Source organism: Kluyvera genomosp. 1 (assembly GCF_001266615.1).
Classification (GTDB): Bacteria; Pseudomonadota; Gammaproteobacteria; order Enterobacterales; family Enterobacteriaceae; genus Kluyvera; species Kluyvera cryocrescens_A.
Genome location: NZ_LGHZ01000034.1, coordinates 1 through 26,444 on the forward strand (window position 1 = coordinate 1; position 26,444 = coordinate 26,444).

The following is a 26,444-nucleotide window of genomic DNA, read 5'->3' on the forward strand; positions in this document are numbered from 1 at the left end:
TCGTCGGCAGCGTCAGATGTGTATAAGAGACAGGAGCGTCAGATGTGTATAAGAGACAGGGTGTGCAGTCCGGATTAGCGGCAGGTTGTCACGTCGCGGCGGTAAACGTGCCACCCGAAACGCCAGAACTGCTGGAAGTCGACTTTGTTCTCTCCACGTTAACGACGCTGGTGCTTGAGAAGCTACCGAGTGGACAGGTCAACATCACGCAGAATGCATGATCTTATGATTTAGCCCCACATCGTTGGGGCTTTTTTCTGCCACTATGGTAAACGCCTTATAGTTGAAAACCTTACCGCTTATTTGATGACAAGGATGTGCTGTGAACGGTGAATTGATTTGGGTGCTTAGTTTGTTAGCCATTGCCGTGGTGTTGTTTGCCAGCGGCAAGGTGCGCATGGATGCAATCGCGCTAGGCATTATTGTGGCGTTCGTACTGAGCGACACGCTAACGTTGAGCGAAGCCTTCTCCGGCTTCAGCGATCCCAACGTGATTCTGATTGCTGCGTTGTTTATTATCGGCGATGGCCTTGTTCGCACCGGCGTGGCGACCAAAATGGGCTCCTGGCTGGTGCAGGTTGCGGGCAGCAGTGAAACCAAAATGCTGGTTTACTTGATGCTGACCGTGGCGGGGCTCGGCGCTTTTATGAGCTCAACCGGCGTGGTCGCCATCTTTATTCCCGTGGTGCTCAGCGTTTCCATGCGCATGAATATCTCGCCATCACGACTGATGATGCCGCTCAGCTTCGCCGGCCTTATCAGCGGCATGATGACATTAGTGGCGACCCCGCCAAACCTGGTGATTAACAGTGAGCTACTGCGCGAAGGGCTGGATGGTTTTGGCTTCTTTAGCGTCACGCCAATCGGGCTGGTCGTGCTGGTGCTCGGCATTTTCTACATGCTGATTATGCGCTTCATGCTGAAAGGGGATGAGACTAATGCGGCGCGTGATGGCCGCAAGCGGAGCACTTTCCGTGACCTTATCAAAGAGTACCGCCTCACCGGCCGCGCTCGCCGGCTAGCGATTCGTCCCGGTTCGCCGATGATCGGCCAGCGCCTGGACGACATGAAGCTGCGCGAGCGCTATGGTGCGAACATTATCGGCGTTGAGCGCTGGCGCCGGTTCCGCCGGGTGATTGTCAACGTCAACGGGGTATCGGAATTCCGCGCGCGCGATGTGCTGCTCATTGATATGTCGGCGGCCGATATCGATCTGCGCCAGTTTATCAGCGAGCAAATGTTGGAGCCGATGGTACTGCGCGGCGAATACTTCTCCGACCAGGCGTTAGATGTGGGGATGGCGGAAGTCTCGTTAATCCCAGAGTCTGAACTGCTGGGCAAAACCGTGCGTGAAATGGGTTTCCGTACGCGCTATGGTTTGAATATTGTCGGGATGAAGCGTGATGGTCAGGCGCTGGATGGTTCGGTGGTCGATGAACCTTTGCAGCTCGGCGATATCGTGCTGGTGGTGGGCAACTGGAAACTGATTAGCCAGCTGGCGCAAAATGGCCGTGACTTTGTGGTACTCAATCTGCCGGTTGAAGTTAGCGATGCCTCGCCGGCCCACAGCCAGGCACCGCACGCGATTTTCTGCCTGGTGCTGATGGTTGCACTGATGCTTACCGATGAAATTCCCAACCCGATTGCGGCCATTATTGCCTGTCTGCTGATGGGAAAATTCCGCTGTATTGACGCGCAAAGTGCCTATAAATCGATTCACTGGCCGAGCATCATTTTAATTGTAGGTATGATGCCATTCGCGCTGGCGCTGCAAAAAACCGGCGGTGTGGATCTTATCGTGAAAGCGCTAATGGAAATTGGCGGCGGGCAGGGGCCATACCTGATGCTGGGTTGTCTGTTTGTGATGTGCGCGGCGATTGGGTTATTTATCTCCAATACCGCCACAGCGGTACTGATGGCACCGATCGCGCTGGCGGCGGCGAAATCCATGGGCGTGTCGCCGTATCCGTTTGCCATGGTTGTCGCCATGGCGGCATCTGCGGCCTTTATGACGCCAGTATCTTCACCGGTCAACACGTTGGTTCTGGGGCCTGGGAAATACAGTTTTAGCGACTTTATTAAAATCGGCGTGCCGTTTACGGTGCTGGTGATGATCGTCTGCGTGCTGCTGATCCCGGTTTTGTTCCCGTTCTAATTCGACGTTTGTACGCGGTCATTAGCCGGGCGTTGCCCGGCCTGAGATGTGAAAGGTTTAGAGCGGGGAGTCCTGGCTTATTTCGTCCAGAGAAAGATGGAAGCTCGGCACAAATACGGCCATAAAATAGTCCATTTCTTCACTGCGGCGGGAGGCCAGCGTCTTTTCCAGACGTCCTTTAGCCAACAGGAATTCGTTATTTCCCGCCGATAGTTCTTCCAGACACTTCAAATATGCACACAGCGCATCAGCCTGCTTCACAATTGCTTTTTCTTCATCGCTGCTCTGATGTTCATCGATGAGCGGGGCGAAAATATCGTGCAGCTCTTCGGGCACCATCTCAATCAGCTTTTGCTGGGCGATTTTTTCAATCGCTTTATATTCCTGGGCGATTTGCGAGTTGAAGTATTTCACCGGCGTCGGAAGATCGCCGGTTAACACTTCGGAAGCATCGTGATACATCGCCAGCAGCGCAATACGTTCGGCGTTGACCTGACCGTTGAATTTCCGATTCTTAATGGCGGCAAGGGCATGGGCGACCATGGCGACCTGTAAACTGTGTTCAGAGACGTTTTCGGTGCGCACATTGCGCATCAGCGGCCAACGATTGATTAATTTCAGACGAGAAAGGTGGGCAAAAAAATGGCTCTGACTCATAACAACCCTTAATCAGTGACTTCAGTTAAGGCATTGTGCGCAGAGATAGCCGCCGGATGCAAATCCGGCGGCGGTGGGCATATTACAGCTGGTGATAACCTGACAAGAAGCGGCCGAAACGGCTGATCGCCATTTCCAAATCGTCTTCACGCGGCAAGGTGACAATACGCACGTGATCCGGCCACGGCCAGTTGAAGGCGGTACCCTGAACCAGCAGGACTTTTTCCTGTAGCAGGAAGTCCAGCACCATGCGTTGGTCATCGTGGATATTGAAGCGTTTGGCATCAATTTTTGGGAACATATACAGCGCGCCCTTAGGCTTCACGCAGGAGACGCCAGGGATCTCGTTAATCAGTTCCCACGCCCGGTTACGCTGTTCATACAGGCGGCCGCCAGGCGTAATGAATTCACTGATACTCTGGTATCCGCCCAGCGCAGTCTGAATCGCATGCTGAGCAGGGACGTTGGCGCAAAGGCGCATCGAAGCCAGCATCTCCAGCCCTTCAATGTAGCCTTTCGCATGTTTTTTCGGCCCGTTCAGCACCATCCACCCCTGACGGAAACCCGCCACGCGATAGGTCTTGGACAAGCCGTTAAAGGTCACGGTCAGCAGGTCAGGCGCCAGCGCGGCGATCGAGTGATGCTGTGCTTCGTCATAAAGAATCTTGTCGTAGATCTCATCAGCAAAGATTATCAGGTTATGTTCGCGGGCAATCTCCACGATCTCCTGCAGCAGCTCTTTGGAATAGACCGCACCGGTTGGATTGTTTGGGTTGATAATCACAATACCGCGGGTGCGTGGGGTGATTTTTGCACGGATATCATCAAGATCCGGGAACCAGTCTGCGGACTCATCGCACAGATAGTGCACCGCTTTACCACTCGATAAAGATACGGCCGCTGTCCACAGCGGATAATCCGGCGCAGGGACCAGCATTTCATCACCGCTGTTGAGCAGCGCCTGCATTGCCTGGACGATAAGTTCAGATACGCCGTTGCCAATATAGATATCTTCTACCGTGACATCGCGCATACCGCGTGCCTGGTAGTGCTGCATGATGGCCTTACGTGCGGAGTACAGCCCTTTAGAGTCGCAGTAGCCCTGCGCGGTTGGCAGGTTACGGATCACATCAACCAGAATCTCATCCGGCGCGTCAAACCCGAAGGGTGCAGGATTGCCAATATTGAGTTTGAGAACCTTATTGCCTTCTTCCTCAAGGCGCTTGGCCTCTTTCAGAACCGGGCCGCGAATGTCATAACAAACGTTGTCTAACTTGCTGGATTTTTCGATGGGTGACATGAATCTTTGACCTTTTTAGCTGTGATTGCCACTCCCTGCCGTGGAAGTCAGCACGGAATAATGTACTCCGCATCCCCGGTGTTTTGAAGGGTCAACAGAAGAAGATTTCGTGGATTAATTGTTGTCGGAACATTCGTTTTTACTGCCTGGTTGCGAGTATTGTTGCGGTATCTATTGTTAATTTATTGTTCAATAGTTGATTTCACCAATTTCTGTGGCTTTGTTAGATTTTTCATCCAATTAAAAAGAAATGATTTAGCTTAGGTGTTGAATGCCTCATATATACTTTAAGAACCCTTCAACAATTTTAATTTTTAATTAAATCCCGCTAATAAGGATTAGGCGTGATACCCATTTTTGTGAAGTTGTTGTTAATGATGGCCATAGCCAAATATTAATATTTCTTTATATTTTGAAAAGTAATGACGGGGAATTGTTAGATTTCTTAAATTGTTTTGATTCTAAACCTTTTTCTCGTTTGAGATAGAACTTATTTTAGGCTTATAAAGTTTAAGGATTTCGGTTAATATGCAATGACGCATACCCGTATCATTAGCCATTTTTGTTGACGACCATCAATGATGGCTGTGTAACGTAATGTTATTCATTGGATTTATTGGCTTCTGTTAAAAACACGGCCTTCCCCCTGGTGCATTAAAACAGCATTGCTATCTACGACTCTTCGCCCGGTATACCGCTTAGCGAGAGCCAGATAAATAGCCTTAGGGCTAAAGGATATATTGTAAAAGGAACTGTTGCTTCTAAGCAGTAGCAGACAATTTTAATACTGACACTCATCGGGCAGTCTTTCATCTGTGAAAAGTGAAAGACAATTTAAAGGATTAGCCTGAAATTTTTGAGTGCAGCATCAATAAGGCAGGTCGGCTTCCGAACCTGTGAGTGGATTTATATGATAAATGCCAATCGTCCGATACTAAACCTCGATCTCGATCTGCTGAGAACGTTTGTTGCAGTAGCTGACCTGAGCACGTTTGCCGCAGCAGCTTCCGCAGTATGTCGTACTCAGTCCGCCGTAAGTCAGCAGATGCAGCGCCTGGAGCAGCTGGTAGGCAAAGAGCTTTTCGCTCGCCACGGGCGTAATAAATTGCTTACTGAACATGGTATTCAGCTGCTGGGCTATGCCCGTAAAATACTGCGCTTCAATGATGAAGCGTGCACATCGCTAATGTTTAACTCCCTGCAAGGGCAGTTGACGTTAGGTTCGTCAGATGAATCCGCTGACACTATTTTGCCTTTCTTATTAAATCGCATCAGCTCGGCTTATCCAAAGCTGGCACTCGATGTGCGGGTAAAACGCCACTGTGTGATGGCGGAGATGTTGAAAAATAAAGAGGTGGATCTGGCGTTAACGTCACATCCGCTGGAAGGCTTTGAGTCGACAGTTCTGCGTGCATCACCTACGCTTTGGTACTGTGCCGCAGAGTTTACGCTACGTGCGGAAGAAGCGGTGCCGCTGGTTTTGCTGGATGATCCTAGCCCGTTCCGCGATACGATCATTAAAACGCTGGATGCGGCTGGAATGCCGTGGCGTCTGGCCTATGTCGCTTCAACGTTATCAGCTGTTCGTGCAGCGGTGAAAGCAGGGCTCGGGGTTACCGCTCGTCCGGTTGAGATGATGAGTCCGGATCTCCGTGCATTAGGTAAAGCAGAGGGGATGCCGGAGCTTCCGGAGACCGAATACATGCTGACCTATAACCCGGAAAGTGAAAACGAGCTGGCACAGATGATTTACCAGTCTCAGGTTCAGCGTCTTGCCCCCTGGCCTCAGACGGGATCATATACCCCTGAAGAGGGAGATAATTCCCTTATCCCCGAAAGGGATATCGATTAACATTTTGGCTGAAATGTAGTAACAAAATGTAAGTGCAAAAAAGAATCGTAGACGAAGAAAAAACAGTTTGCGGTTCTTTTTTTGTGCTTTTAGGGCGGAAAATAAAAAATAAATCCTGAAATGTGATAATAATCATGTAATTAGAATTAATCCGCGATTCTAATGCGCTATCATCATTCGCAAACTCATATCTCCTGCTAATGTTAAAAAAACGGATAGATTGTTGCCGTTTTACTGGTCGAATTAACAAAAGCGTGTCTTAGATCAAGAAAATACTCCTCAATGGGGGGAGGAATCATTAGAGAATCCTGTCAAACTAGGTGGGTAATTCTTGTTATTGCTACAAAACGGACACGATTCAACATCAGGTAAACCGCAAGGTGGACTGTCGCGGATCGAATCAAAGGGCACGTAATGTTAATGAAATGCTTTTGATGTAAATTAATGTGAGGAAACTTTTGTTAAAGTTGACAAAAGGTTATAGAAAGGAGTAAAAAACCTCAACATTTTGCGGTCTATGTTTTGAATTGGGCTGTTTGTAGGTTTTTTAATCCTCCCCATGAATCATGTAGCGGCCATCTGCCGGTAAGAGCAGAGGTGGTAATGCTACCTATTTGGTTAAGCAATGCGTATGTCAACATCCACTGAAATCATCGCTCATCACTGGGCATTCGCTATCTTTCTGATCATTGCCATTGGCCTTTGCTGCCTGATGTTAATCGGCGGCTGGTACCTTGGTGGTCGCGCGCGCGCAAGAAGCAAAAACACCCCGTTTGAATCAGGTATCGATTCCGTTGGTACCGCTCGTCTGCGCCTGTCGGCTAAGTTTTATCTGGTCGCAATGTTCTTCGTCATCTTCGACGTGGAAGCGCTTTACCTTTATGCCTGGTCAACCTCCATTCGCGAAAGCGGCTGGGTTGGCTTTATTGAGGCCGCCATTTTCATATTTGTGCTGCTGGCCGGTCTGGTTTACCTCGTTCGTATTGGCGCGCTCGATTGGACGCCTGCGCGTTCTCGCCGCACGATGGTTAACCCGGAATCCGACAGCGTCACTAACCGTAATACGCAGTAAAAGCGAGGCAATAAGATGGATTATACGCTCACCCGCATAGATCCTAACGGTGAGAACGACCGTTACCCCCTGCAAAAACAGGAGATTGTGACCGATCCCCTGGAGCAGGAGGTGAATAAAAGCGTGTATATGGGGAAACTCGAACACGCACTGCATGACATGGTCAACTGGGGTCGTAAGAACTCCATCTGGCCATACAACTTCGGCCTTTCTTGCTGCTACGTTGAAATGGTGACGTCATTCACTGCGGTGCATGACGTTGCGCGTTTTGGGGCAGAAGTACTGCGTGCCTCTCCGCGTCAGGCTGACCTGATGGTTGTGGCGGGTACCTGCTTTACCAAGATGGCACCGGTTATTCAGCGTCTGTATGACCAGATGCTGGAACCGAAGTGGGTTATCTCCATGGGCGCCTGTGCAAACTCCGGCGGCATGTACGATATCTACTCCGTCGTGCAGGGTGTCGATAAGTTTATTCCGGTCGATGTGTATATTCCTGGCTGCCCTCCGCGCCCGGAAGCTTACATGCAGGCGCTGATGCTGCTGCAGGAATCGATTGGCAAAGAGCGTCGCCCGCTCTCGTGGGTGGTTGGCGACCAGGGCGTTTATCGCGCCAACATGCAGTCGGAACGCGAGCGTAAACGCGGCGAACGTATTGCTGTGACGAATCTCCGCTCTCCAGACGAGATTTAATTTGCGCCTGCGGGCAGTGGCATACTTTTACTTCGCAAATCAATATACAACAGCGCGAAGCCACGCCCGGCAGTCACCACGGACCTTTTGCAATGGTGAACAATATGACCGATTTAACCGCGCAAGAAGTAGCCGCATGGCAAACCCGCGATCACCTTGATGATCCGGTCATCGGCGAACTGCGCAACCGTTTTGGGCCGGATGCATTTACCGTTCAGGCCACCCGCACCGGGGTACCTGTCGTATGGGTTAAGCGCGAACAGCTGCTGGAAATTATCGATTTCCTGAAGAAGCTGCCGAAACCTTACGTCATGATGTTCGACCTGCACGGCATGGACGAACGTCTGCGCACACACCGCGAAGGATTACCTGCCGCGGACTTTTCCGTTTTCTATCATCTGATCTCAATGGACCGCAACCGCGACATTATGCTCAAGGTGGCGTTGTCCGAAAACGATCTGAATGTGCCAACCATCACTAAACTTTTCCCTAACGCCAACTGGTATGAGCGTGAAACCTGGGAAATGTTTGGCATTACCTTTAATGGTCACCCGCACCTGACGCGTCTGCTGATGCCGCCGACCTGGGAAGGCCATCCGCTGCGTAAAGACTACCCGGCGCGCGCCACCGAATTCGATCCGTTTGAGCTGACTAAAGCCAAGCAGGATCTGGAAATGGAAGCGCTGACCTTCAAACCTGAAGACTGGGGCATGAAGCGTAGCACCGAGAACGAGGACTTCATGTTCCTGAACCTCGGTCCTAACCACCCGTCTTCCCACGGTGCATTCCGTATCGTCCTGCAGCTGGACGGCGAAGAGATTGTCGACTGCGTACCGGACATCGGCTACCACCACCGTGGTGCTGAAAAAATGGGCGAGCGTCAGTCCTGGCACAGCTACATTCCGTATACCGACCGTATCGAATACCTCGGCGGCTGCGTGAACGAAATGCCGTACGTGCTGGCCGTTGAAAAACTGGCGGGGATCACCGTTCCCGAGCGCGTTGACGTTATCCGCGTCATGCTCTCTGAGCTATTCCGCATCAACAGCCACCTGCTGTACATCTCGACGTTTATTCAGGACGTCGGGGCGATGACCCCGGTCTTCTTCGCCTTTACCGACCGTCAGAAAATCTATGACGTGGTAGAAGCGATTACCGGTTTCCGTATGCACCCGGCCTGGTTCCGTATTGGCGGTGTGGCACACGATCTGCCGCGTGGTTGGGACAAGTTGCTGCGTGATTTCCTCGACTGGATGCCGAAGCGTCTGGATTCTTACGAGAAAGCTGCGCTGCGTAACACCATTCTGAAAGGCCGTTCGCAGGGCGTTGCCGCCTACGGTAAAAAAGAAGCGCTGGACTGGGGTTGTACCGGTGCCGCGCTGCGTGCGACCGGCGTTGATTTCGACGTGCGTAAATCGCGTCCTTACTCTGGCTACCAAAACTTCGACTTCGAAGTCCCGGTTGGCGGCGGTGTGTCCGACTGCTATACCCGCGTGATGCTGAAAGTGGAAGAGCTGCGTCAGAGCCTGCGTATCCTTGAGCAGTGCCTCAAAAACATGCCGGAAGGCCCGTTCAAAGCGGATCACCCGCTGACAACGCCGCCACCGAAAGAGCGCACGCTGCAGCATATCGAAACCCTGATCACTCACTTCCTGCAGGTTTCCTGGGGCCCGGTCATGCCGGCGCAGGAATCGTTCCAGATGGTGGAAGCAACCAAGGGTATTAACAGTTACTACCTGACCAGCGACGGCAGCACCATGAGCTACCGTACTCGTATCCGTACACCGAGCTATGCGCATTTGCAGCAGATCCCGGTCGCGGTTCGCGGCAGCCTGGTGTCCGACCTGATCGTTCACCTGGGTAGTATCGATTTTGTTATGTCAGACGTGGACCGCTAATTATGCACGAAAATCAACAACCACAATCCGAGGCCTTTGAGCTGAGTGCGGTAGAGCGTGAAGCCATTGAGCACGAGAAGCACCACTACGAAGACCCGCGTGCGGCGTCCATCGAAGCGCTGAAGATCGTTCAAAAACAGCGTGGCTGGGTGCCGGACGGTGCGATCCATGCGATCGCTGGCTTACTGGATATTCCAGCAAGCGACGTTGAAGGTGTTGCAACCTTCTACAGCCAGATCTTCCGTCAGCCGGTAGGCCGTCACGTGATCCGCTACTGCGACAGCGTGGTTTGCCACATCAATGGCTACCAGGGCATCCAGGCGGCGTTGGAGAAAAAACTCGACATCAAACCGGGGCAGACGACTTTCGACGGTCGCTTTACGCTGCTGCCGACCTGCTGTCTGGGGAACTGCGATAAAGGGCCGAGCATGATGATCGATGAGGACACTCACTCGCATCTGACCCCGGAAGGCATTCCTGACCTACTGGAGCGGTATAAATAATGAAAACCGTGATCCGTACTCCCGAAACGCATCCGCTGACCTGGCGTTTGCGCGATGATAAACAGCCGGTATGGCTGGACGAGTACCGTAGCAAAAACGGCTATGAAGGTGCGCGTAAAGCGCTGACCGGGCTGGCACCGGATGAAATCGTCAACCAGGTAAAAGACGCTGGCCTAAAAGGGCGTGGCGGCGCGGGCTTTTCCACCGGTCTGAAGTGGAGCCTGATGCCAAAAGACGAATCCATGAACATCCGTTACCTGCTGTGTAACGCCGATGAAATGGAGCCGGGCACCTACAAAGACCGTTTGCTGATGGAACAGCTGCCGCACCTGCTGGTGGAAGGTATGCTGATCTCCGCGTTCGCGCTGAAAGCGTATCGCGGTTACATCTTCCTGCGCGGTGAATATATTGAAGCGGCCGTGCATTTGCGCCGCGCCATTGCCGAAGCGACCGAAGCCGGTCTGTTGGGCAAAAATATCATGGGCACCGGGTTCGATTTCGAACTGTTCGTGCACACCGGGGCAGGGCGTTACATCTGCGGTGAAGAAACCGCGCTGATTAACTCCCTCGAAGGTCGCCGCGCGAACCCACGTTCGAAGCCGCCGTTCCCGGCAAGCTCCGGCGTATGGGGTAAACCGACCTGCGTCAACAACGTGGAAACCCTGTGTAACGTCCCGGCGATTCTGGCTAACGGCGTTGAGTGGTATCAGAACATCTCTACCAGCAAAGACGCCGGTACCAAACTGATGGGCTTCTCTGGCCGTGTGAAAAACCCAGGCCTGTGGGAGCTGCCGTTTGGTACTACCGCTCGTGAAATCCTTGAAGACTACGCTGGCGGCATGCGCGATGGCCTGAAGTTTAAAGCCTGGCAGCCGGGCGGCGCGGGAACCGACTTCCTGACGGAAGCGCACCTTGATCTGCCGATGGAGTTTGAAAGCATCGGTAAAGCGGGAAGCCGTTTGGGCACCGCGCTGGCAATGGCCGTTGACCATGAAATTGGCATGGTGGGCCTGGTGCGTAACCTGGAAGAGTTCTTCGCCCGCGAGTCCTGCGGCTGGTGTACGCCGTGCCGCGACGGTCTGCCGTGGAGCGTGAAAATTCTGCGCGCCCTTGAGCGGGGGGAAGGTCAACCTGGCGATATCGAGACACTTGAGCAACTGTGTCGATTCTTAGGTCCAGGGAAAACCTTCTGCGCGCATGCGCCTGGCGCGGTTGAACCGCTGCAGAGCGCAATTAAATATTTCCGCGACGAATTCGAGGCAGGCATTAAGCAGCAGTTCAGCAATACCCACGCTATTCATGGGATTCAGCCGAACCTGCTTAAGACGCGCTGGTAATCTAAAGATTTATTTATTTTGGAAGCACGCTAATGGCTACGATTCATGTAGACGGCAAAGAATACGAGGTTAATGGGGCGGACAACCTGCTACAGGCATGTCTCTCTCACGGCCTTGATATTCCATACTTTTGCTGGCACCCGGCGCTAGGCAGCGTCGGTGCTTGCCGCCAGTGTGCGGTGAAGCAATATCAAAACGCGGAAGACACGCGTGGTCGCCTGGTGATGTCCTGTATGACTCCGGCATCCGACGGCACCTTTATCTCTATTGATGACGAAGAAGCAAAACAGTTCCGCGAAAGCGTGGTGGAGTGGTTGATGACCAACCACCCACACGATTGCCCGGTCTGTGAAGAGGGCGGCAACTGCCACCTGCAGGATATGACCGTCATGACCGGTCATAGCTTCCGTCGCTATCGCTTTACTAAGCGTACCCACCGTAACCAGGACCTGGGGCCGTTCATCTCTCACGAAATGAACCGCTGCATTGCCTGTTACCGCTGCGTGCGTTATTACAAAGACTATGCTGATGGCACCGATTTGGGTGTGTACGGCGCGCATGACAACGTCTACTTCGGTCGCCCGGAAGACGGTACGCTTGAGAGCGAATTCTCCGGTAACCTGGTTGAAATCTGCCCGACCGGTGTGTTCACCGATAAAACACACTCCGAGCGCTACAACCGTAAATGGGATATGCAGTTTGCGCCAAGCATCTGCCAGCAGTGCTCCATTGGCTGTAACACCAGCCCGGGTGAGCGCTATGGTGAACTGCGTCGTATCGAAAACCGTTACAACGGTACCGTGAACCACTACTTCCTTTGCGATCGTGGGCGTTTCGGCTATGGCTACGTGAACCTGAAAGACCGTCCGCGTCAGCCGGTACAGCGTCGTGGTGACGATCTGATCGCTCTCAACGCTGAACAAGCGATGCAGGGTGCGGCGGATATTCTGCGTCAGTCGAAGAAAGTGATTGGTATTGGTTCACCACGTGCGAGCGTTGAGAGCAACTTCGCGCTGCGCGAACTGGTGGGTGCCGATAACTTCTATACCGGTATCGCCAAAGGTGAACAGGAACGTCTGCAGCTGGCACTGAAAGTGCTGCGCGAAGGCGGCATCCATACCCCTGCACTGCGCGAAATCGAATCTTACGATGCTGTGCTGGTGCTGGGTGAAGACATCACCCAGACCGGTGCCCGCGTTGCGCTGGCGGTTCGCCAGGCGGTGAAAGGGAAAGCGCGTGAAATGGCAGCGGCTCAGAAAGTGGCTGACTGGCAGATCGCAGCGATCCTCAACATCGGCCAGCGCGCCAAGCATCCTCTGTTCGTGACCAACGTCGACAACACCCGCATGGATGACATCGCGGCGTGGACCTACTGCGCACCGGTCGAAGATCAGGCGCGTTTGGGCTTCGCGATTGCGCATGCGCTGGATAACAGCGCACCGGCTGTCGACGGCATTGACCGCGACCTGCAGGGCAAAATCGACGTTATCGTCCAGGCGTTGGCTGGGGCGAAGAAACCGCTGATTGTTTCCGGTACTAACGCCGGTAGCGCCGAGGTGATTCAAGCTGCAGCAAACGTGGCGAAAGCGCTGAAAGCTCGCGGTTCCGACGTTGGTGTGACGATGATAGCTCGCGCGGTGAACAGCGTGGGTCTCGGCATGATTGGCGGCGGTTCACTGGATGACGCGCTGAACGAGTTGGAAAGCGGTGCCGCTGATGCGGTTATCGTGCTGGAAAATGACCTGCACCGTCACGCCTCCGCTAGCCGCGTGAATGCCGCGCTGGACAAAGCGCCGCTGGTGATGGTCATCGACCATCAGCGCACGGCGATTATGGATCACGCGCATCTGGTGCTGTCTGCGGCAAGCTTTGCGGAAAGTGACGGTACGGTTATCAACAACGAAGGCCGCGCACAGCGCTTCTTCCAGGTTTATGACCCAAGCTACTACGACAGCAAAACTATCATGCTGGAAAGCTGGCGCTGGCTGCACTCGCTGCACAGCACCCTGGAAAACCGTCAGGTTGACTGGACCCAGTTGGATCACGTGATTGATGCCGCCGTTGCCGCGCTGCCGCAGTTGGCAGGCATTAAAGATGCGGCTCCTGATGCGTCGTTCCGTATTCGCGGTCAGAAACTGGCGCGTGAACCGCACCGTTACAGTGGCCGTACGGCGATGCGCGCGAATATCAGCGTGCATGAACCGCGTCAGCCGCAGGATAAAGACACCATGTTCGCCTTCTCGATGGAAGGAAACAACCAGCCAGACGCACCGCGTTCCCAGATTCCATTTGCATGGGCTCCGGGCTGGAACTCCCCGCAGGCATGGAACAAGTTCCAGGCTGAAGTGGGTGGCAAACTGCGTCACGGTGACCCGGGCGTTCGTCTGATTGAAGCGTCTGAAAACGGTCTGGAGTACTTCACCACCGTGCCAGCAAGCTTCCAGGCGCAAGCGGGCACATGGCGCGTGGCACCTTACTATCACCTGTTTGGCAGCGATGAAATGTCGCAGCGTTCTCCGGTTATCCAGAGCCGCATGTCTCAGCCGTACCTCAAACTCAACCCGGCAGATGCCGCGGCGCTGGGTGTGAATGCGGGCGCGACGATGGCGTTTAGCTACGACGGTCAGACGGTCACGCTGCCGCTGGTTATTTCCAGTGGACTGGTGGCAGGGCAGGTTGGTTTGCCGATGGGCATGCCGGGGATTGCTCCAGTACTGGCAGGTGCGCGTCTTGAAAATCTGCAGGAGGCACAGCAATGAGTTGGTTAACGCCGGATCTGATTGAGATCCTGATTAGCATCATCAAAGCCGTGGTCATCCTGCTGGTGGTCGTCACCTGCGGTGCGTTCATGAGCTTCGGCGAACGTCGACTTCTGGGCCTGTTCCAGAACCGCTATGGGCCAAACCGTGTCGGCTGGGGCGGTTCGCTCCAGCTGGTTGCCGATATGATCAAAATGTTCTTCAAAGAGGACTGGGTCCCGAAATTCTCGGACCGCATGATCTTTACCCTGGCACCGGTTATCGCCTTCACCTCGCTGCTGCTGGCCTTCGCTATCGTGCCAGTCAGCCCAAGCTGGGTGGTCGCTGACCTGAACATCGGGATCCTGTTCTTCCTGATGATGGCGGGTCTGGCGGTGTACGCGGTGCTGTTCGCCGGTTGGTCGAGCAACAACAAATACTCCCTGCTGGGTGCGATGCGTGCTTCTGCGCAAACGCTGAGCTACGAAGTGTTCCTTGGCCTCTCCCTGATGGGCGTGGTGGCACAGGCCGGTTCATTCAATATGACCGACATCGTCAATAACCAGGAACACCTGTGGAACGTTATTCCTCAGTTCTTTGGCTTTGTGACCTTTGCGATTGCCGGCGTTGCGGTGTGTCACCGTCACCCGTTTGACCAACCGGAAGCCGAGCAGGAACTGGCCGATGGTTACCACATTGAATATTCCGGCATGAAGTTCGGTCTGTTCTTCGTGGGCGAGTACATCGGTATCGTTACCGTGTCGGCGCTTATCGTGACGCTGTTCTTCGGCGGCTGGCAAGGCCCGTTCTTACCACCATTCATCTGGTTCGCCATTAAAACGGCATTCTTCATGATGATGTTCATTTTGATTCGCGCTTCATTACCGCGTCCGCGTTATGACCAGGTAATGTCCTTCGGCTGGAAAGTATGCCTGCCGCTGACGCTAATCAACTTGCTGGTAACGGCGGCTGTCATTCTTTGGCAGCAGCCATAAGGGGCGATGAGACCATGACCTTAAAAGATATTATCGTAGGTTTCGGTACCCAGGTACGCAGTATCTGGATGATCGGCCTGCATGCGTTCGCGAAACGCGAAACGCAAATGTACCCGGAAGAGCCGGTTTACTTACCACCGCGCTATCGTGGCCGTATCGTGCTGACGCGCGACCCTGACGGTGATGAGCGTTGCGTAGCCTGTAACCTGTGTGCAGTAGCCTGCCCGGTGGGCTGTATCTCTTTGCAAAAAGCAGAAACCAAAGACGGCCGCTGGTATCCGGAGTTTTTCCGCATTAACTTCTCACGCTGCATTTTCTGCGGCCTGTGCGAAGAAGCGTGCCCGACCACGGCGATTCAGTTGACCCCAGATTTTGAACTGGGCGAGTACAAACGTCAGGATCTGGTGTACGAGAAAGAGGATCTGCTGATTTCCGGTCCGGGCAAATACCCGGAATATAACTTCTACCGGATGGCGGGTATGGCAATCGACGGCAAAGATAAGGGCGAAGCAGAGAACGAAGCTAAGCCTATCGACGTCAAGAGCCTGTTACCGTAAGGAGAGGGGCAATGGAATTCGCTTTTTATATCTGTGGCCTTGTTGCTGTCCTCGCGACGCTGCGAGTGATTACGCACACTAACCCGGTACACGCACTGCTGTACTTAATCATCTCGCTGCTGGCGATTGCCGGGGTGTTCTTCTCGCTGGGCGCGTATTTCGCCGGTGCGCTGGAGATCATCGTCTATGCGGGTGCCATCATGGTGCTGTTCGTCTTCGTGGTGATGATGCTGAACCTGGGCGGTGCTGAAATTGCCCAGGAACGTCAGTGGCTGAAGCCGCAAATCTGGATTGGCCCGGCGATTCTTTCCGCCGTGCTGCTGGCGGTGATGGTGTATGCCATCCTCGGCATTAACGACCAGGGTATCGACGGCAACGCGATTAGCGCTAAAGAAGTCGGTATTGCGCTGTTCGGGCCATACGTTCTGGCGGTTGAGCTGGCATCCATGCTGCTGCTGGCGGGTCTGGTGGTTGCCTTCCATCTGGGCCGTGAAGACCGCGCGGGCGAAGTGCTGAGCAATCGCGCAGGCGATAGCGCGAAAAGAAAAACGGAGGAGCACGCATGATCCCCTTAACCCATGGACTGATCCTCGCCGCGATCCTCTTCGTTCTCGGGCTGACCGGTCTGGTTATCCGCCGCAATCTGCTGTTTATGCTGATTGGGCTGGAAATCATGATTAACGCCGCCGCGTTGGCCTTCGTGGTCGCCGGTAGCTACTGGGGCCAGACCGATGGTCAGGTGATGTATATCCTCGCCATTACTCTTGCGGCTGCGGAAGCGAGTATTGGCCTGGCGCTGCTGCTGCAGCTCCATCGTCGCCGCCAGAACCTGAACATCGATTCAGTAAGTGAGTTGCGCGGATGAACATGCTTGCCTTAACCATTATTTTTCCATTAATCGGCTTTGTCCTGCTGGCTTTCTCCCGTGGACGCTGGTCAGAAAATCTGTCCGCGACCATTGGTATGGGGTCGATTGGCCTGTCAGCGCTGGTCACAGCGTTTGTTGGCGTGGACTTCTTCGCCAACGGCAAACAGGCATTTAGCCAGCCGCTGTGGACCTGGATGTCGGTCGGTGACTTCAACATCGGCTTCAACCTGGTGCTGGACGGCCTGTCGTTGACCATGCTGTCTGTGGTGACCGGCGTAGGCTTCTTGATCCACATGTTCGCTTCCTGGTACATGCGCGGTGAAGAGGGCTACTCCCGCTTCTTCGCCTACACCAACCTGTTCATCGCGAGCATGGTGGTGCTGGTACTGGCCGATAACCTGCTGCTGATGTACCTCGGCTGGGAAGGCGTGGGCCTGTGCTCCTATCTACTGATCGGTTTCTACTACACCGATCCGAAGAATGGCGCAGCGGCGATGAAAGCCTTCGTGGTCACTCGTGTTGGTGACGTCTTCCTGGCGTTCGCGCTGTTCATTCTCTACAACGAGCTGGGCACGCTGAACTTCCGCGAGATGGTTGAACTGGCGCCTGCGCACTTTGCAGCCGGTAACGACATGCTGATGTGGGCGACCCTGATGCTGTTAGGCGGTGCGGTGGGTAAATCCGCGCAGCTGCCGTTGCAGACCTGGCTTGCGGATGCGATGGCTGGCCCTACGCCGGTGTCAGCGCTGATCCACGCGGCAACCATGGTGACCGCCGGTGTTTACCTGATTGCCCGTACTCACGGCCTGTTCCTGCTGACGCCGGAAGTGCTGCATCTGGTCGGGATTGTCGGGGCGATTACGCTGGTGTTGGCAGGCTTTGCCGCGCTGGTACAGACCGACATCAAACGCGTTCTCGCCTACTCCACCATGAGCCAGATTGGCTACATGTTCCTGGCACTTGGCGTGCAGGCGTGGGATGCGGCGATTTTCCACCTGATGACTCACGCATTCTTCAAAGCGCTGCTGTTCCTGGCGTCCGGCTCGGTTATCCTCGCCTGTCACCACGAGCAGAATATCTTCAAGATGGGTGGCCTGCGTAAGTCGATTCCGCTGGTGTATGCCTGCTTCCTGGTCGGTGGTGCCGCGCTTTCCGCGCTGCCGCTGATTACCGCAGGCTTCTTCAGTAAAGATGAAATCCTTGCAGGCGCAATGGCAAACGGTCATATCAATCTGATGGTGGCGGGTCTGGTCGGTGCGTTCATGACCTCCCTGTACACCTTCCGGATGATCTTTATCGTCTTCCACGGAAAAGAGCAGATTCATGCCCACGCAGGGAAGGGGATTACCCACCACCTGCCGCTGATTGTGCTGATGGTGCTGTCGACCTTTATCGGCGCGATGATTGTGCCACCGCTGCACGGCGTACTGCCAGCCACCACCGAGCTTGAGCACGGTCGCGTACTGACGCTGGAAATCACCTCCGGTGTGGTGGCGATTGCCGGTATCCTGATTGCCGCATGGCTGTGGCTGGGCAAACGTACGCTGGTGACCTCTATCGCTAATAGCGCGCCGGGCCGTCTGCTGGGCACCTGGTGGTATAACGCCTGGGGCTTCGATTGGCTGTACGACAAAGTGTTCGTGAAGCCGTTCCTGGGTATTGCCTGGCTGCTGAAGAGCGATCCGCTCAATGCGCTGATGAACATTCCGGCTATCCTTTCACGCTTTGCAGGCAAAGGCCTGGTGATGAGCGAGAACGGATATCTGCGCTGGTATGTTGCGTCGATGAGCATTGGTGCCGTGGTTGTTCTGGCGCTGTTGATGGTGTTGCGTTAATTCGTTGGGGAGGGATTTCCTCCCCATGAAAATGTCGTGCTGTTTTCCTGTTCCGGCTGGCGTCGTTGCCACCGGATAGATGAATAAGGAAATGAATTGCCATGTTATTACCCTGGCTAATACTGATTCCCTTTATCGGCGGTTTCCTCTGCTGGCAGACTGAACGCTTTGGCGTGAAGATGCCGCGCTGGATTGCGCTGATCACAATGGGACTGACGCTGGCGCTGTCTCTGCAACTGTGGTTGCAGGGTGGTTATTCGCTGACCCAATCCGCAGGCCTGCCGCAGTGGCAGTCTGAGTTTATCCTGCCGTGGATCCCGCGCTTTGGTATCACTGTGCATCTGGCGCTCGACGGTCTGTCGCTGCTGATGGTGGTGCTGACCGGACTCTTGGGCGTGCTGGCGGTGCTCTGTTCCTGGCGTGAAATCCAGAAATACCAGGGTTTCTTCCACCTCAACCTGATGTGGATCCTGGGCGGCGTTATCGGCGTGTTCCTGGCCATCGACATGTTCCTGTTCTTCTTCTTCTGGGAGATGATGCTGGTTCCGATGTACTTCCTGATCGCGCTGTGGGGCCACAAAGCCTCCGACGGTAAAACGCGTATCACGGCGGCGACCAAGTTCTTCATCTACACCCAGGCGAGTGGTCTGGTGATGCTGATTGCCATTCTGGGCCTGGTGTTTGTTCACCACAGCGCAACCGGCGTATGGACCTTCAACTACGAAGACCTGCTGAAAACGCCAATGTCCCACGGTGTAGAATATCTGCTGATGCTGGGCTTCTTCATCGCCTTCGCGGTGAAAATGCCGGTGGTTCCCCTGCACGGCTGGCTGCCAGACGCGCACTCCCAGGCCCCAACCGCAGGTTCCGTTGACCTCGCCGGTATTTTGCTGAAAACGGCGGCCTACGGTCTGCTGCGCTTCGCGCTGCCGCTGTTCCCGAATGCTTCCGCTGAATTCGCGCCTATCGCGATGTGGCTGGGTGTTATCGGTATCTTCTACGGCGCATGGATGGCATTCACTCAGTACGATATTAAACGTCTGATTGCTTATACCTCCGTTTCCCACATGGGCTTCGTGCTGATTGCTATCTACACCGGCAGCCAGCTGGCTTACCAGGGTGCGGTGATTCAGATGATCGCTCACGGTCTGTCCGCAGCCGGTCTATTTATTCTGTGCGGCCAGCTGTACGAGCGTCTGCATACGCGTGATATGCGTCAGATGGGCGGCCTGTGGAGCAAAATTAAATGGCTGCCAGCGTTGTCCATGTTCTTCGCCGTCGCGACGCTGGGGATGCCGGGGACCGGTAACTTCGTTGGCGAATTTATGATCCTCTTCGGCAGCTACAAAGTGGTTCCGGTGATTACGGTGATTTCTACTTTCGGTCTGGTCTTTGCCTCCGTGTACTCTCTGGCAATGCTGCACCGCGCTTACTTCGGTAAAGCGAAGAGCGAAATCGCGGCACAAGAACTGCCAGGGATGTCGCTGCGTGAGCTGTTTATCGTCCTGTTGCTGGTCGTGCTTCTGGTTCTGCTGGGCTTCTACCCGCAGCCAATCCTGGACACGTCACATTCTGCGATGAGTAACATCCAGCAGTGGTTTGTTAATTCTGTTCCAACTACAAGGCCGTAATTCGCCATGACAATAACTCCACAACAACTGATCGCGCTGTTACCGCTGCTGATCGTCGGCTTGACGGTGGTGGTTGTGATGCTCTCCATTGCGTGGCGACGCAATCACTTCCTCAATGCCACGCTGTCGGTCATTGGGCTCAACGCCGCGCTGGTTTCGCTCTGGTTTGTTGGCCAGGCGGGCGCAATGGATGTCACGCCGCTGATGCGCGTTGACGCGTATGCCATGTTCTACACCGGGCTGGTACTGCTGGCGAGCCTCGCCACCTGTACCTTCGCTTACCCGTGGCTTGAGGGCTATACCGATAACAAGGAAGAGTTCTACCTGTTGGTGCTGATTGCTGCCATGGGCGGTATTCTGCTGGCGAACGCCAATCACCTGGCGGCGCTGTTCCTCGGTATTGAACTGATTTCTCTGCCGCTGTTCGGTCTGGTGGGCTATGCCTTCCGCCAGAAACGTTCACTGGAAGCGAGCATCAAATACACCATTCTGTCCGCAGCGGCGTCGTCCTTCCTGCTGTTTGGTATGGCGCTGCTGTACGCGCAGTCTGGCAACCTGTCTTTCGTCGCGCTCGGTAAGAGCCTCGGCGATAACATGCTGCACGAACCGCTGCTGCTGGCAGGCCTGGGGATGATGATTGTCGGTCTGGGCTTCAAGCTCTCGCTGGTGCCATTCCACCTGTGGACGCCGGATGTTTATCAGGGTGCACCTGCGCCGGTGTCAACTTTCCTGGCCACCGCCAGCAAGATTGCCATCTTCGCCGTGGTGATGCGTCTGTTCCTGTACGCTCCGGTGGGCGACAGCGAAGCGGTGCGCGTGGTGCTGGGCCTTATCGCCTTCGCCTCCATCATCTTCGGTAACCTGATGGCGCTGAGCCAGACCAATATCAAACGTCTGCTTGGTTATTCATCTATCTCTCACCTCGGCTATCTGCTGGTGGCGATGATTGCGCTGCAAAGCGGCGAAATGTCGATGGAGACCGTCGGTGTGTATCTGGCCGGTTATCTGTTCAGCAGCCTCGGTGCCTTTGGCGTAGTAAGCCTGATGTCCAGCCCATACCGTGGTCCGGATGCTGAATCACTGTTTGCTTACCGTGGTCTGTTCTGGCACCGTCCGATTCTGGCCGCTGTGATGACCGTGATGATGCTGTCTCTGGCCGGTATTCCGATGACCCTGGGCTTTATCGGTAAGTTCTACGTGCTGGCCGTCGGCGTCCAGGCGCACCTGTGGTGGCTGGTGGGCGCGGTGGTTGTCGGTTCCGCGATTGGTTTGTACTACTACCTGCGCGTCGCCGTGAGCCTGTATCTGTCCGCGCCGGAAAAACCAAACCGCGATGCGCCGACCAACTGGCAGTACAGCGCCGGTGGTATTGTGGTACTGATTTCCGCGCTGCTGGTTCTGGTTCTGGGGATCTATCCGCAACCGCTGATTAGCATTGTGCAAAAAGCGATGCCGTTGATGTAAGCGATGTGGCTTTAATAAAAAACCGCCGATTTATCGGCGGTTTTTTTATGGGATAAGGAAGGGCGGTTGATGAAAATAGGCGGGTTTATATTATTAAAACGTCTTTAGAAAAACATCCTGATGGCACAGTAAACCAGTAAAAGGGCCAGCACCCGATTAACCAGCCGACCATATTGGCGAAAAATTGACTGGAACAGATGGCCGGCTAATGCCCACACCAGATTTCCCAGACAGCCAATAGCGGCGAGCAGGATACTGACTGCGGTCACGGAGAGAATATTCTGCGTATACGGCAGCACGAAGGCGGAGAGTGCCGTAATGCCGTACAGAATAATTTTCACATTGGCAAATTGCAGCCAGAAGCTAAGCCAAAAACTCAGAGGCCTTTCGCTGTTGTCATCAGCGGTTGGTGAGCTATTGGCTATCTTCCACGCGAGCCACAGAATATAGGCTGCGCCAATCCAGACTAACCACTGCGTGAGTGATGGCAGTACGCTGATAAGCGTATAGGTGAAAACGCCACAGATGAGCATGAGCGCCAAAAAGCCTGCGCTCATTCCCGCCAGCACGCGCAAACTGCGGCGAAAACCATGTTGATTCACTGAACTGAGCGCCAGAATATTATTCGGACCAGGGGTCAGCGCGGTAATGAATGTATAGGTGAGAAAGCCACTGATTATTGTTGGTGTCACTTGTATTCTCCTTGTTGTCAGCGCATATTAGCCAGCGATATACATTCAAAAAAGCGAATGTTTTGAATGCCTCGCTTTCAATTTTTCGATATGTTTAGCGCGGAGTGGCTTTATGGATTTGCGGCGTTTCATCACCTTTAAAACGATTGTGGAAGAGGGGTCTTTTGCGCAGGCCGCCCGTAAGCTGTGCTGCACGCAATCTACCGTTACCTTCCAGATCCAACAGCTGGAACAAGAACTCTCATACCCGGTTTTCGAAAAAGTTGGCCGTCGCATGGCGCTGACGCCAGCGGGAAAGCTGTTGTTGCCAAGGGTGAGAGAGCTGACGCGCGTGCTGGAGGGGATCCGTGAGATCTCTTCCAGCGAGGAAGAGGTCGCGGGAGACTTACGAATAATGGTCGGGGAAACGCTGCTGGCTTATAAAATGCCGGATGTGTTGAGGTTATTTCGGCTTAAAGCACCAAAAGTTCGGCTGTCTTTGCAGTCGGTAAACTGTTATTCCATCCGTGATGCTCTGCTTGCCGATAATACTGATTTGGGCGTTTTTTATCGGGTAGGGCACGATGATGCGCTGCACATGGAATATTTTGGCCAGCAGGAGTTAGTGCTGGTTGCCTCTCCGCAGCTCGAAGATGTTGATTTTACGAGGGGAGAGCAGCATATTCCGGTCAGTTTTATTATCAATGAGCCACAGTGCATCTTCCGGCAAATATTCGAATCCTCGCTGCGTGAGCGAAAAATAACCTTAGAGAACACCATTGAGCTTTGGAGTATCGAGAGCATTAAACGATGCGTGGCCAGCAATCTCGGGGTTTCATTTCTGCCCTATTTCAGCGTGATGCGGGAACTTGAATCCGGTGAGCTTAAAGCGCTGCCTTTCTCTGCCAATCCACCGACTATTACCGCGCTTTGCGCCTACCATGCCGACAGAACCGTCAGCCCGGCGATGAAAATCTTTATCGACTGTATGCGCGAGTGCCTGGGAGAAAGCGCAGCCTGAGTGCTGCTGGGCTGCGGTCTTTCCCTTATTTCGCTGGGCTTTGCGGCATACCGCCGCTAAACAGCATGCGAATGCCCAGTCCAATCATCACCACGCCGGTAAATCTCTCCTGCCACTTTAAGAAGCCCGGATGCTTGCTGAGCCAGTGACCAAACGTACCGGAAGCCAGGGCAACCGATCCCAATGAAATAATGCCGGCGAGCTTTTGAATACAGCCAAAGATCAGCAGCTGTAGCCAGATCGGCCCAACCGCCGGGTCTACAAACTGCGGAAGAAAGGCGAACATAAAGAGTATCGACTTAGGATTGGTCAGGCTGTTTATCGCCCCCTCTTTAACCGCTCTTCGTCCTGTAATTTTGACCGTTTTTTTAATCCGTGTGTCGGTTCCTGAGGTGGCTATCATCTTAATGCCGAGCCAGATGAGATAGGCGGCACCTACCCATCGAAGGACATCCAGCGCCAGTGGCCAGGCATGAACGGCGGCCACCAGGCCGAACACCAACAACGAAACCTGAATAAATCCCGCAATAAACACGTTGCCCAGAACGGTCAGCAGCGCAATTCGTCGTCCCTGACCAATGCCGCGGGCAATGGTCAACATCATGTCGGGACCCGGCGAAATTTCCAGTAAAGATAACGCGACGAGAAAGGTCAGAAAGGTTTCCAGAGTAGGCATGGGAGTAAACCGAATTGGGCAGTGGGGTTACGTTACATCAAATCTCGAAATGCCGGAATAGCGAAAAGAAATCTTATGGGCAGCGGTGGTGCCGGCGCTTCAGGATAACAGCGACTTTTGCACGCCAGAGGTGTGAATAAGGGTATCAGGCGAACCTGATACCCCCTCAATCGTGTATTCTGCTCAGTTATCTGGAGCTTTTACTTCGCCAGAATTTCCCGACGAATAATCTCTGCGCCCGCGCTTAACGCATTCAGTTTCCCACGCGCAACCTGACGCGCCAGCGGGGCCATCCCGCAGTTGGTTGACGGATAGAGCTTATCGGCATCGACAAACTGCAGCGCTTTACGCAGCGTATCGGCCACTTCTTCCGCTGTTTCAATAGCGTTGCTGGCAACGTCAATGGCGCCAACCATCACTTTCTTACCGCGAATCAGCTCCAGCAGATCCATCGGAACGCGTGAGTTATGGCATTCCAGCGAAATAATATCGATGTTTGATTGTTGCAGCTTAGGGAAGGCCTCTTCGTACTGACGCCACTCCGAGCCCAACGTCTTTTTCCAATCGGTATTGGCTTTGATACCGTAGCCGTAGCAGATGTGCACTGCGGTTTCGCACTTCAGCCCTTCGATCGCACGCTCTAAAGTAGCAATGCCCCAGTCATTCACCTCATCGAAGAAAACGTTAAAAGCTGGCTCATCAAACTGGATAATATCGACGCCCGCAGCTTCTAGCTCTTTTGCTTCCTGATTGAGGATTTTAGCGAATTCCCAGGCCAACTTTTCACGGCTTTTGTAGTGGTTATCGTACAGCGTGTCGATCATGGTCATCGGCCCCGGCAGCGCCCATTTAATCGGCTGCTGGGTCAGCTGACGCAGGAATTTCGCATCTTCAACAAACACCGGTTTTTGTCGCTCGACGGCACCGACGACCGTAGGCACACTGGCATCGTAGCGGTTACGAATTCGCACGGTTTCGCGCTTTTCAAAGTCAACGCCGTTTAGGTGTTCAATAAAGGTGGTGACGAAATGCTGACGGGTTTGCTCACCGTCGCTGACGATATCAATACCCGCTAACTGTTGTTCTGCCAGGGAAAGGCGCAGCGCATCCTGTTTGCCTTCGATTAATTCGTCGTTTTGTAATTTCCACGGGGACCACAGCGTCTCCGGCTGCGCCAGCCAGGACGGTTTCGGTAAGCTGCCTGCAGTTGATGTCGGAAGCAGTGTTTTCATAATAGGTAACCTTCTCTGGCGAATAAATTAAAAAGCGTAGTTAGCGGACCATTGCTCAAGAATGTTCTTGTAGGGTTTGATGAAATTCTCTTCTGTAAACTTCCCTTGCTCAATCGCTAACCGGCTACGCTCTTCACGATCGTAAACAATCTTGGTTAAAGAGTGATCCTGGTTATTCAGGTTCGGTTGATAACACAGCCCTGCGGCGGAGTTGGCATTATAAATTTCAGGACGATAAATCTTCTGGAACGTCTCCATGGTGCTGATGGTCGCAATCAACTCAAGGCTGGTGTAATCACTGAGCAAATCGCCGGTGAAGAAGAATGCCAGCGGTGCAACGCTGTTGTGCGGCATGAAATAGCGCACTTTGAGACCCATTTTGCTGAAATAGGTTTCGGTTAAAGAGGTACCGTTTTGCTGGTATTCAATACCTAAAACCGGGTGCTGGTTACCGGTACGGTGATAGGTGTTCTTATTCGACACGCTCAGGCAGATGACCGGCGCTTTACTAAAGTGATTCTGGTATTCGACAGAGTTAACAAAATGCTTGAAAATATTGCCATGCAAATCGCCAAAATTCTCTGGAATGCTAAATTCTGCCTGCTGCTTATTATGATCTAACAGCAATACGCTGAAATCATAATCGCGGACGTAAGAAGAAAAGTTATTGCCGACAATACCTTCAAAACGCTCATTCGTCTTTTTATCGATAATATTGGTTTTCAAAATTTCAATGGCCGGGAAGGTATCGGCCTGATCGTCAATATTCATCTCTACTGAAATAATTTCAAGTTCGACGGAATAGCGATCGCTTTTTGGGTTATCCCAATGAGCGAGGGTATTGCAGCGGTTGTCGATCATCGTCAGCGTATTACGTAAGTTTTCCTGGCGATTTTCTCCCCGGGCCAGGTTGGCGAAATTGGTGGTAATACGCGTATTTTCGGAAGGGTTATAATTCTCGTCGAAAATACTGCTGGAAATGGTGAAGGTAAATTCTTTGTTCATCGCTCTTGGCATCCTGAGTTCTGACATGAAGAGTGTGCCTGTTTCTGGTCTCACCAGAAAACTCTGGGTTGCCATTTAGCAGTGTTCATGTTGCTGATAAGTTAAGATGAGTTAATTTATGCCAGAGCCGCCGGACGAGGGAAAGCGACTTAATTTCATAACAACATGAGTCATCTTCATGATCAGTGTGATGAGGCGCGAAGCGGTATGCTAAATCTCCGGGCCAGGTAACACCGTTCACTTAAGCAAAGCGATTAGGGGAAACACCGGGATTTGGTTCCCGGAGG

Annotated in this window: 23 protein-coding genes; 17 read left to right on the forward strand and 6 right to left on the reverse strand. The window is 53.5% G+C overall.

Translation table 11 applies throughout. The features are described from left to right. Positions 1-44 precede the first annotated feature (44 nt). Positions 45-221 (forward strand): hypothetical protein, encoded by a 177-nt coding sequence (locus KP80_RS23140; protein WP_156315687.1) that lies wholly within the window; start codon positions 45-47, stop codon positions 219-221. Positions 222-322: 101 nt separating this feature from the next. Next, entirely contained in the window at positions 323-2,155 is a 1,833-nt protein-coding gene (locus KP80_RS17520) for an SLC13 family permease (RefSeq protein ID WP_052284909.1), read from the forward strand. Between the two features lie 57 nt (positions 2,156-2,212). Here KP80_RS17520 and yfbR read toward each other — a convergent pair whose 3' ends face one another. Further along, positions 2,213-2,812, reverse strand: coding sequence for a 5'-deoxynucleotidase (gene yfbR, locus KP80_RS17525; protein WP_052284910.1), 600 nt, complete (start codon positions 2,810-2,812; stop codon positions 2,213-2,215). An 82-nt stretch (positions 2,813-2,894) separates the two neighbouring features. Beyond that, on the reverse strand, positions 2,895-4,112 hold the full coding sequence (gene alaA / locus KP80_RS17530) for an alanine transaminase AlaA (RefSeq protein WP_052284911.1): 1,218 nt from the start codon (positions 4,110-4,112) through the stop codon (positions 2,895-2,897). Between the two features lie 910 nt (positions 4,113-5,022). Between alaA and lrhA the strand changes: the two genes are divergently transcribed. From lrhA to nuoN, 14 genes are all read left to right on the forward strand, one after another. After that, on the forward strand, positions 5,023-5,964 hold the full coding sequence (gene lrhA, locus KP80_RS17535) for a transcriptional regulator LrhA (protein ID WP_052284912.1): 942 nt from the start codon (positions 5,023-5,025) through the stop codon (positions 5,962-5,964). Positions 5,965-6,589: 625 nt separating this feature from the next. Further along, entirely contained in the window at positions 6,590-7,036 is a 447-nt protein-coding gene (gene nuoA / locus KP80_RS17540; RefSeq protein WP_052284913.1) for an NADH-quinone oxidoreductase subunit NuoA, read from the forward strand. 15 nt (positions 7,037-7,051) lie between these two features. Continuing rightward, positions 7,052-7,726 (forward strand): NADH-quinone oxidoreductase subunit NuoB, encoded by a 675-nt coding sequence (nuoB, locus tag KP80_RS17545; protein WP_052284914.1) that lies wholly within the window; start codon positions 7,052-7,054, stop codon positions 7,724-7,726. A 92-nt stretch (positions 7,727-7,818) separates the two neighbouring features. Continuing rightward, complete coding sequence (gene nuoC / locus KP80_RS17550; protein ID WP_112202983.1) at positions 7,819-9,624, forward strand: NADH-quinone oxidoreductase subunit C/D; 1,806 nt, start codon at positions 7,819-7,821, stop codon at positions 9,622-9,624. 2 nt (positions 9,625-9,626) lie between these two features. Next, positions 9,627-10,127: an NADH-quinone oxidoreductase subunit NuoE gene (gene nuoE / locus KP80_RS17555; protein ID WP_052284915.1), complete on the forward strand. Its 501-nt coding sequence runs from the start codon at positions 9,627-9,629 to the stop codon at positions 10,125-10,127. Beyond that, on the forward strand, positions 10,127-11,464 hold the full coding sequence (gene nuoF, locus KP80_RS17560) for an NADH-quinone oxidoreductase subunit NuoF (protein WP_052284916.1): 1,338 nt from the start codon (positions 10,127-10,129) through the stop codon (positions 11,462-11,464). The genes nuoE and nuoF overlap by 1 nt, the downstream gene beginning before the upstream one ends. A 32-nt stretch (positions 11,465-11,496) precedes the next feature. Beyond that, the gene (nuoG, locus tag KP80_RS17565) at positions 11,497-14,223 is read left to right on the forward strand and encodes an NADH-quinone oxidoreductase subunit NuoG (protein WP_052284917.1); all 2,727 of its coding nucleotides are present in this window, start codon (positions 11,497-11,499) and stop codon (positions 14,221-14,223) included. Beyond that, positions 14,220-15,197: an NADH-quinone oxidoreductase subunit NuoH gene (nuoH, locus tag KP80_RS17570; RefSeq protein ID WP_052284918.1), complete on the forward strand. Its 978-nt coding sequence runs from the start codon at positions 14,220-14,222 to the stop codon at positions 15,195-15,197. Before nuoG ends, nuoH begins: the two co-directional genes overlap by 4 nt. A gap of 14 nt (positions 15,198-15,211) precedes the next feature. Continuing rightward, positions 15,212-15,754 carry an NADH-quinone oxidoreductase subunit NuoI gene (gene nuoI / locus KP80_RS17575; protein ID WP_052284919.1) on the forward strand — a complete coding sequence of 181 codons (543 nt, stop codon included), beginning with the start codon at positions 15,212-15,214 and terminating at the stop codon, positions 15,752-15,754. Between the two features lie 11 nt (positions 15,755-15,765). Further along, entirely contained in the window at positions 15,766-16,320 is a 555-nt protein-coding gene (gene nuoJ / locus KP80_RS17580; RefSeq protein ID WP_052284920.1) for an NADH-quinone oxidoreductase subunit J, read from the forward strand. Then, complete coding sequence (gene nuoK / locus KP80_RS17585; protein WP_052284921.1) at positions 16,317-16,619, forward strand: NADH-quinone oxidoreductase subunit NuoK; 303 nt, start codon at positions 16,317-16,319, stop codon at positions 16,617-16,619. Before nuoJ ends, nuoK begins: the two co-directional genes overlap by 4 nt. Further along, entirely contained in the window at positions 16,616-18,457 is a 1,842-nt protein-coding gene (gene nuoL / locus KP80_RS17590) for an NADH-quinone oxidoreductase subunit L (RefSeq protein WP_052284922.1), read from the forward strand. Before nuoK ends, nuoL begins: the two co-directional genes overlap by 4 nt. Positions 18,458-18,558: 101 nt before the next feature. Then, positions 18,559-20,088: an NADH-quinone oxidoreductase subunit M gene (gene nuoM / locus KP80_RS17595; RefSeq protein WP_052284923.1), complete on the forward strand. Its 1,530-nt coding sequence runs from the start codon at positions 18,559-18,561 to the stop codon at positions 20,086-20,088. Positions 20,089-20,094: 6 nt separating this feature from the next. Continuing rightward, the gene (gene nuoN / locus KP80_RS17600; protein WP_052284924.1) at positions 20,095-21,552 is read left to right on the forward strand and encodes an NADH-quinone oxidoreductase subunit NuoN; all 1,458 of its coding nucleotides are present in this window, start codon (positions 20,095-20,097) and stop codon (positions 21,550-21,552) included. Positions 21,553-21,656: 104 nt separating this feature from the next. Here the strand turns inward: nuoN and eamB are convergent, their stop codons facing one another. Next, entirely contained in the window at positions 21,657-22,244 is a 588-nt protein-coding gene (gene eamB, locus KP80_RS17605) for a cysteine/O-acetylserine transporter (protein WP_052284925.1), read from the reverse strand. Between the two features lie 112 nt (positions 22,245-22,356). Between eamB and KP80_RS17610 the strand changes: the two genes are divergently transcribed. After that, positions 22,357-23,244, forward strand: coding sequence for a LysR family transcriptional regulator (locus KP80_RS17610; protein ID WP_052284926.1), 888 nt, complete (start codon positions 22,357-22,359; stop codon positions 23,242-23,244). Between the two features lie 25 nt (positions 23,245-23,269). On the opposite strand, the gene KP80_RS17615 is transcribed toward KP80_RS17610, so the two are convergent. From KP80_RS17615 to KP80_RS17625, 3 genes are all read right to left on the reverse strand, one after another. Continuing rightward, positions 23,270-23,920, reverse strand: coding sequence for a LysE family translocator (locus tag KP80_RS17615; RefSeq protein WP_052284927.1), 651 nt, complete (start codon positions 23,918-23,920; stop codon positions 23,270-23,272). Between the two features lie 200 nt (positions 23,921-24,120). Further along, positions 24,121-25,152: a methionine synthase gene (locus KP80_RS17620; RefSeq protein ID WP_052284928.1), complete on the reverse strand. Its 1,032-nt coding sequence runs from the start codon at positions 25,150-25,152 to the stop codon at positions 24,121-24,123. A 27-nt stretch (positions 25,153-25,179) separates the two neighbouring features. Next, positions 25,180-26,157, reverse strand: a complete 978-nt coding sequence (locus KP80_RS17625) for a DUF1852 domain-containing protein (protein ID WP_052284929.1) — start codon at positions 26,155-26,157, stop codon at positions 25,180-25,182. Positions 26,158-26,444: the final 287 nt, after the last annotated feature.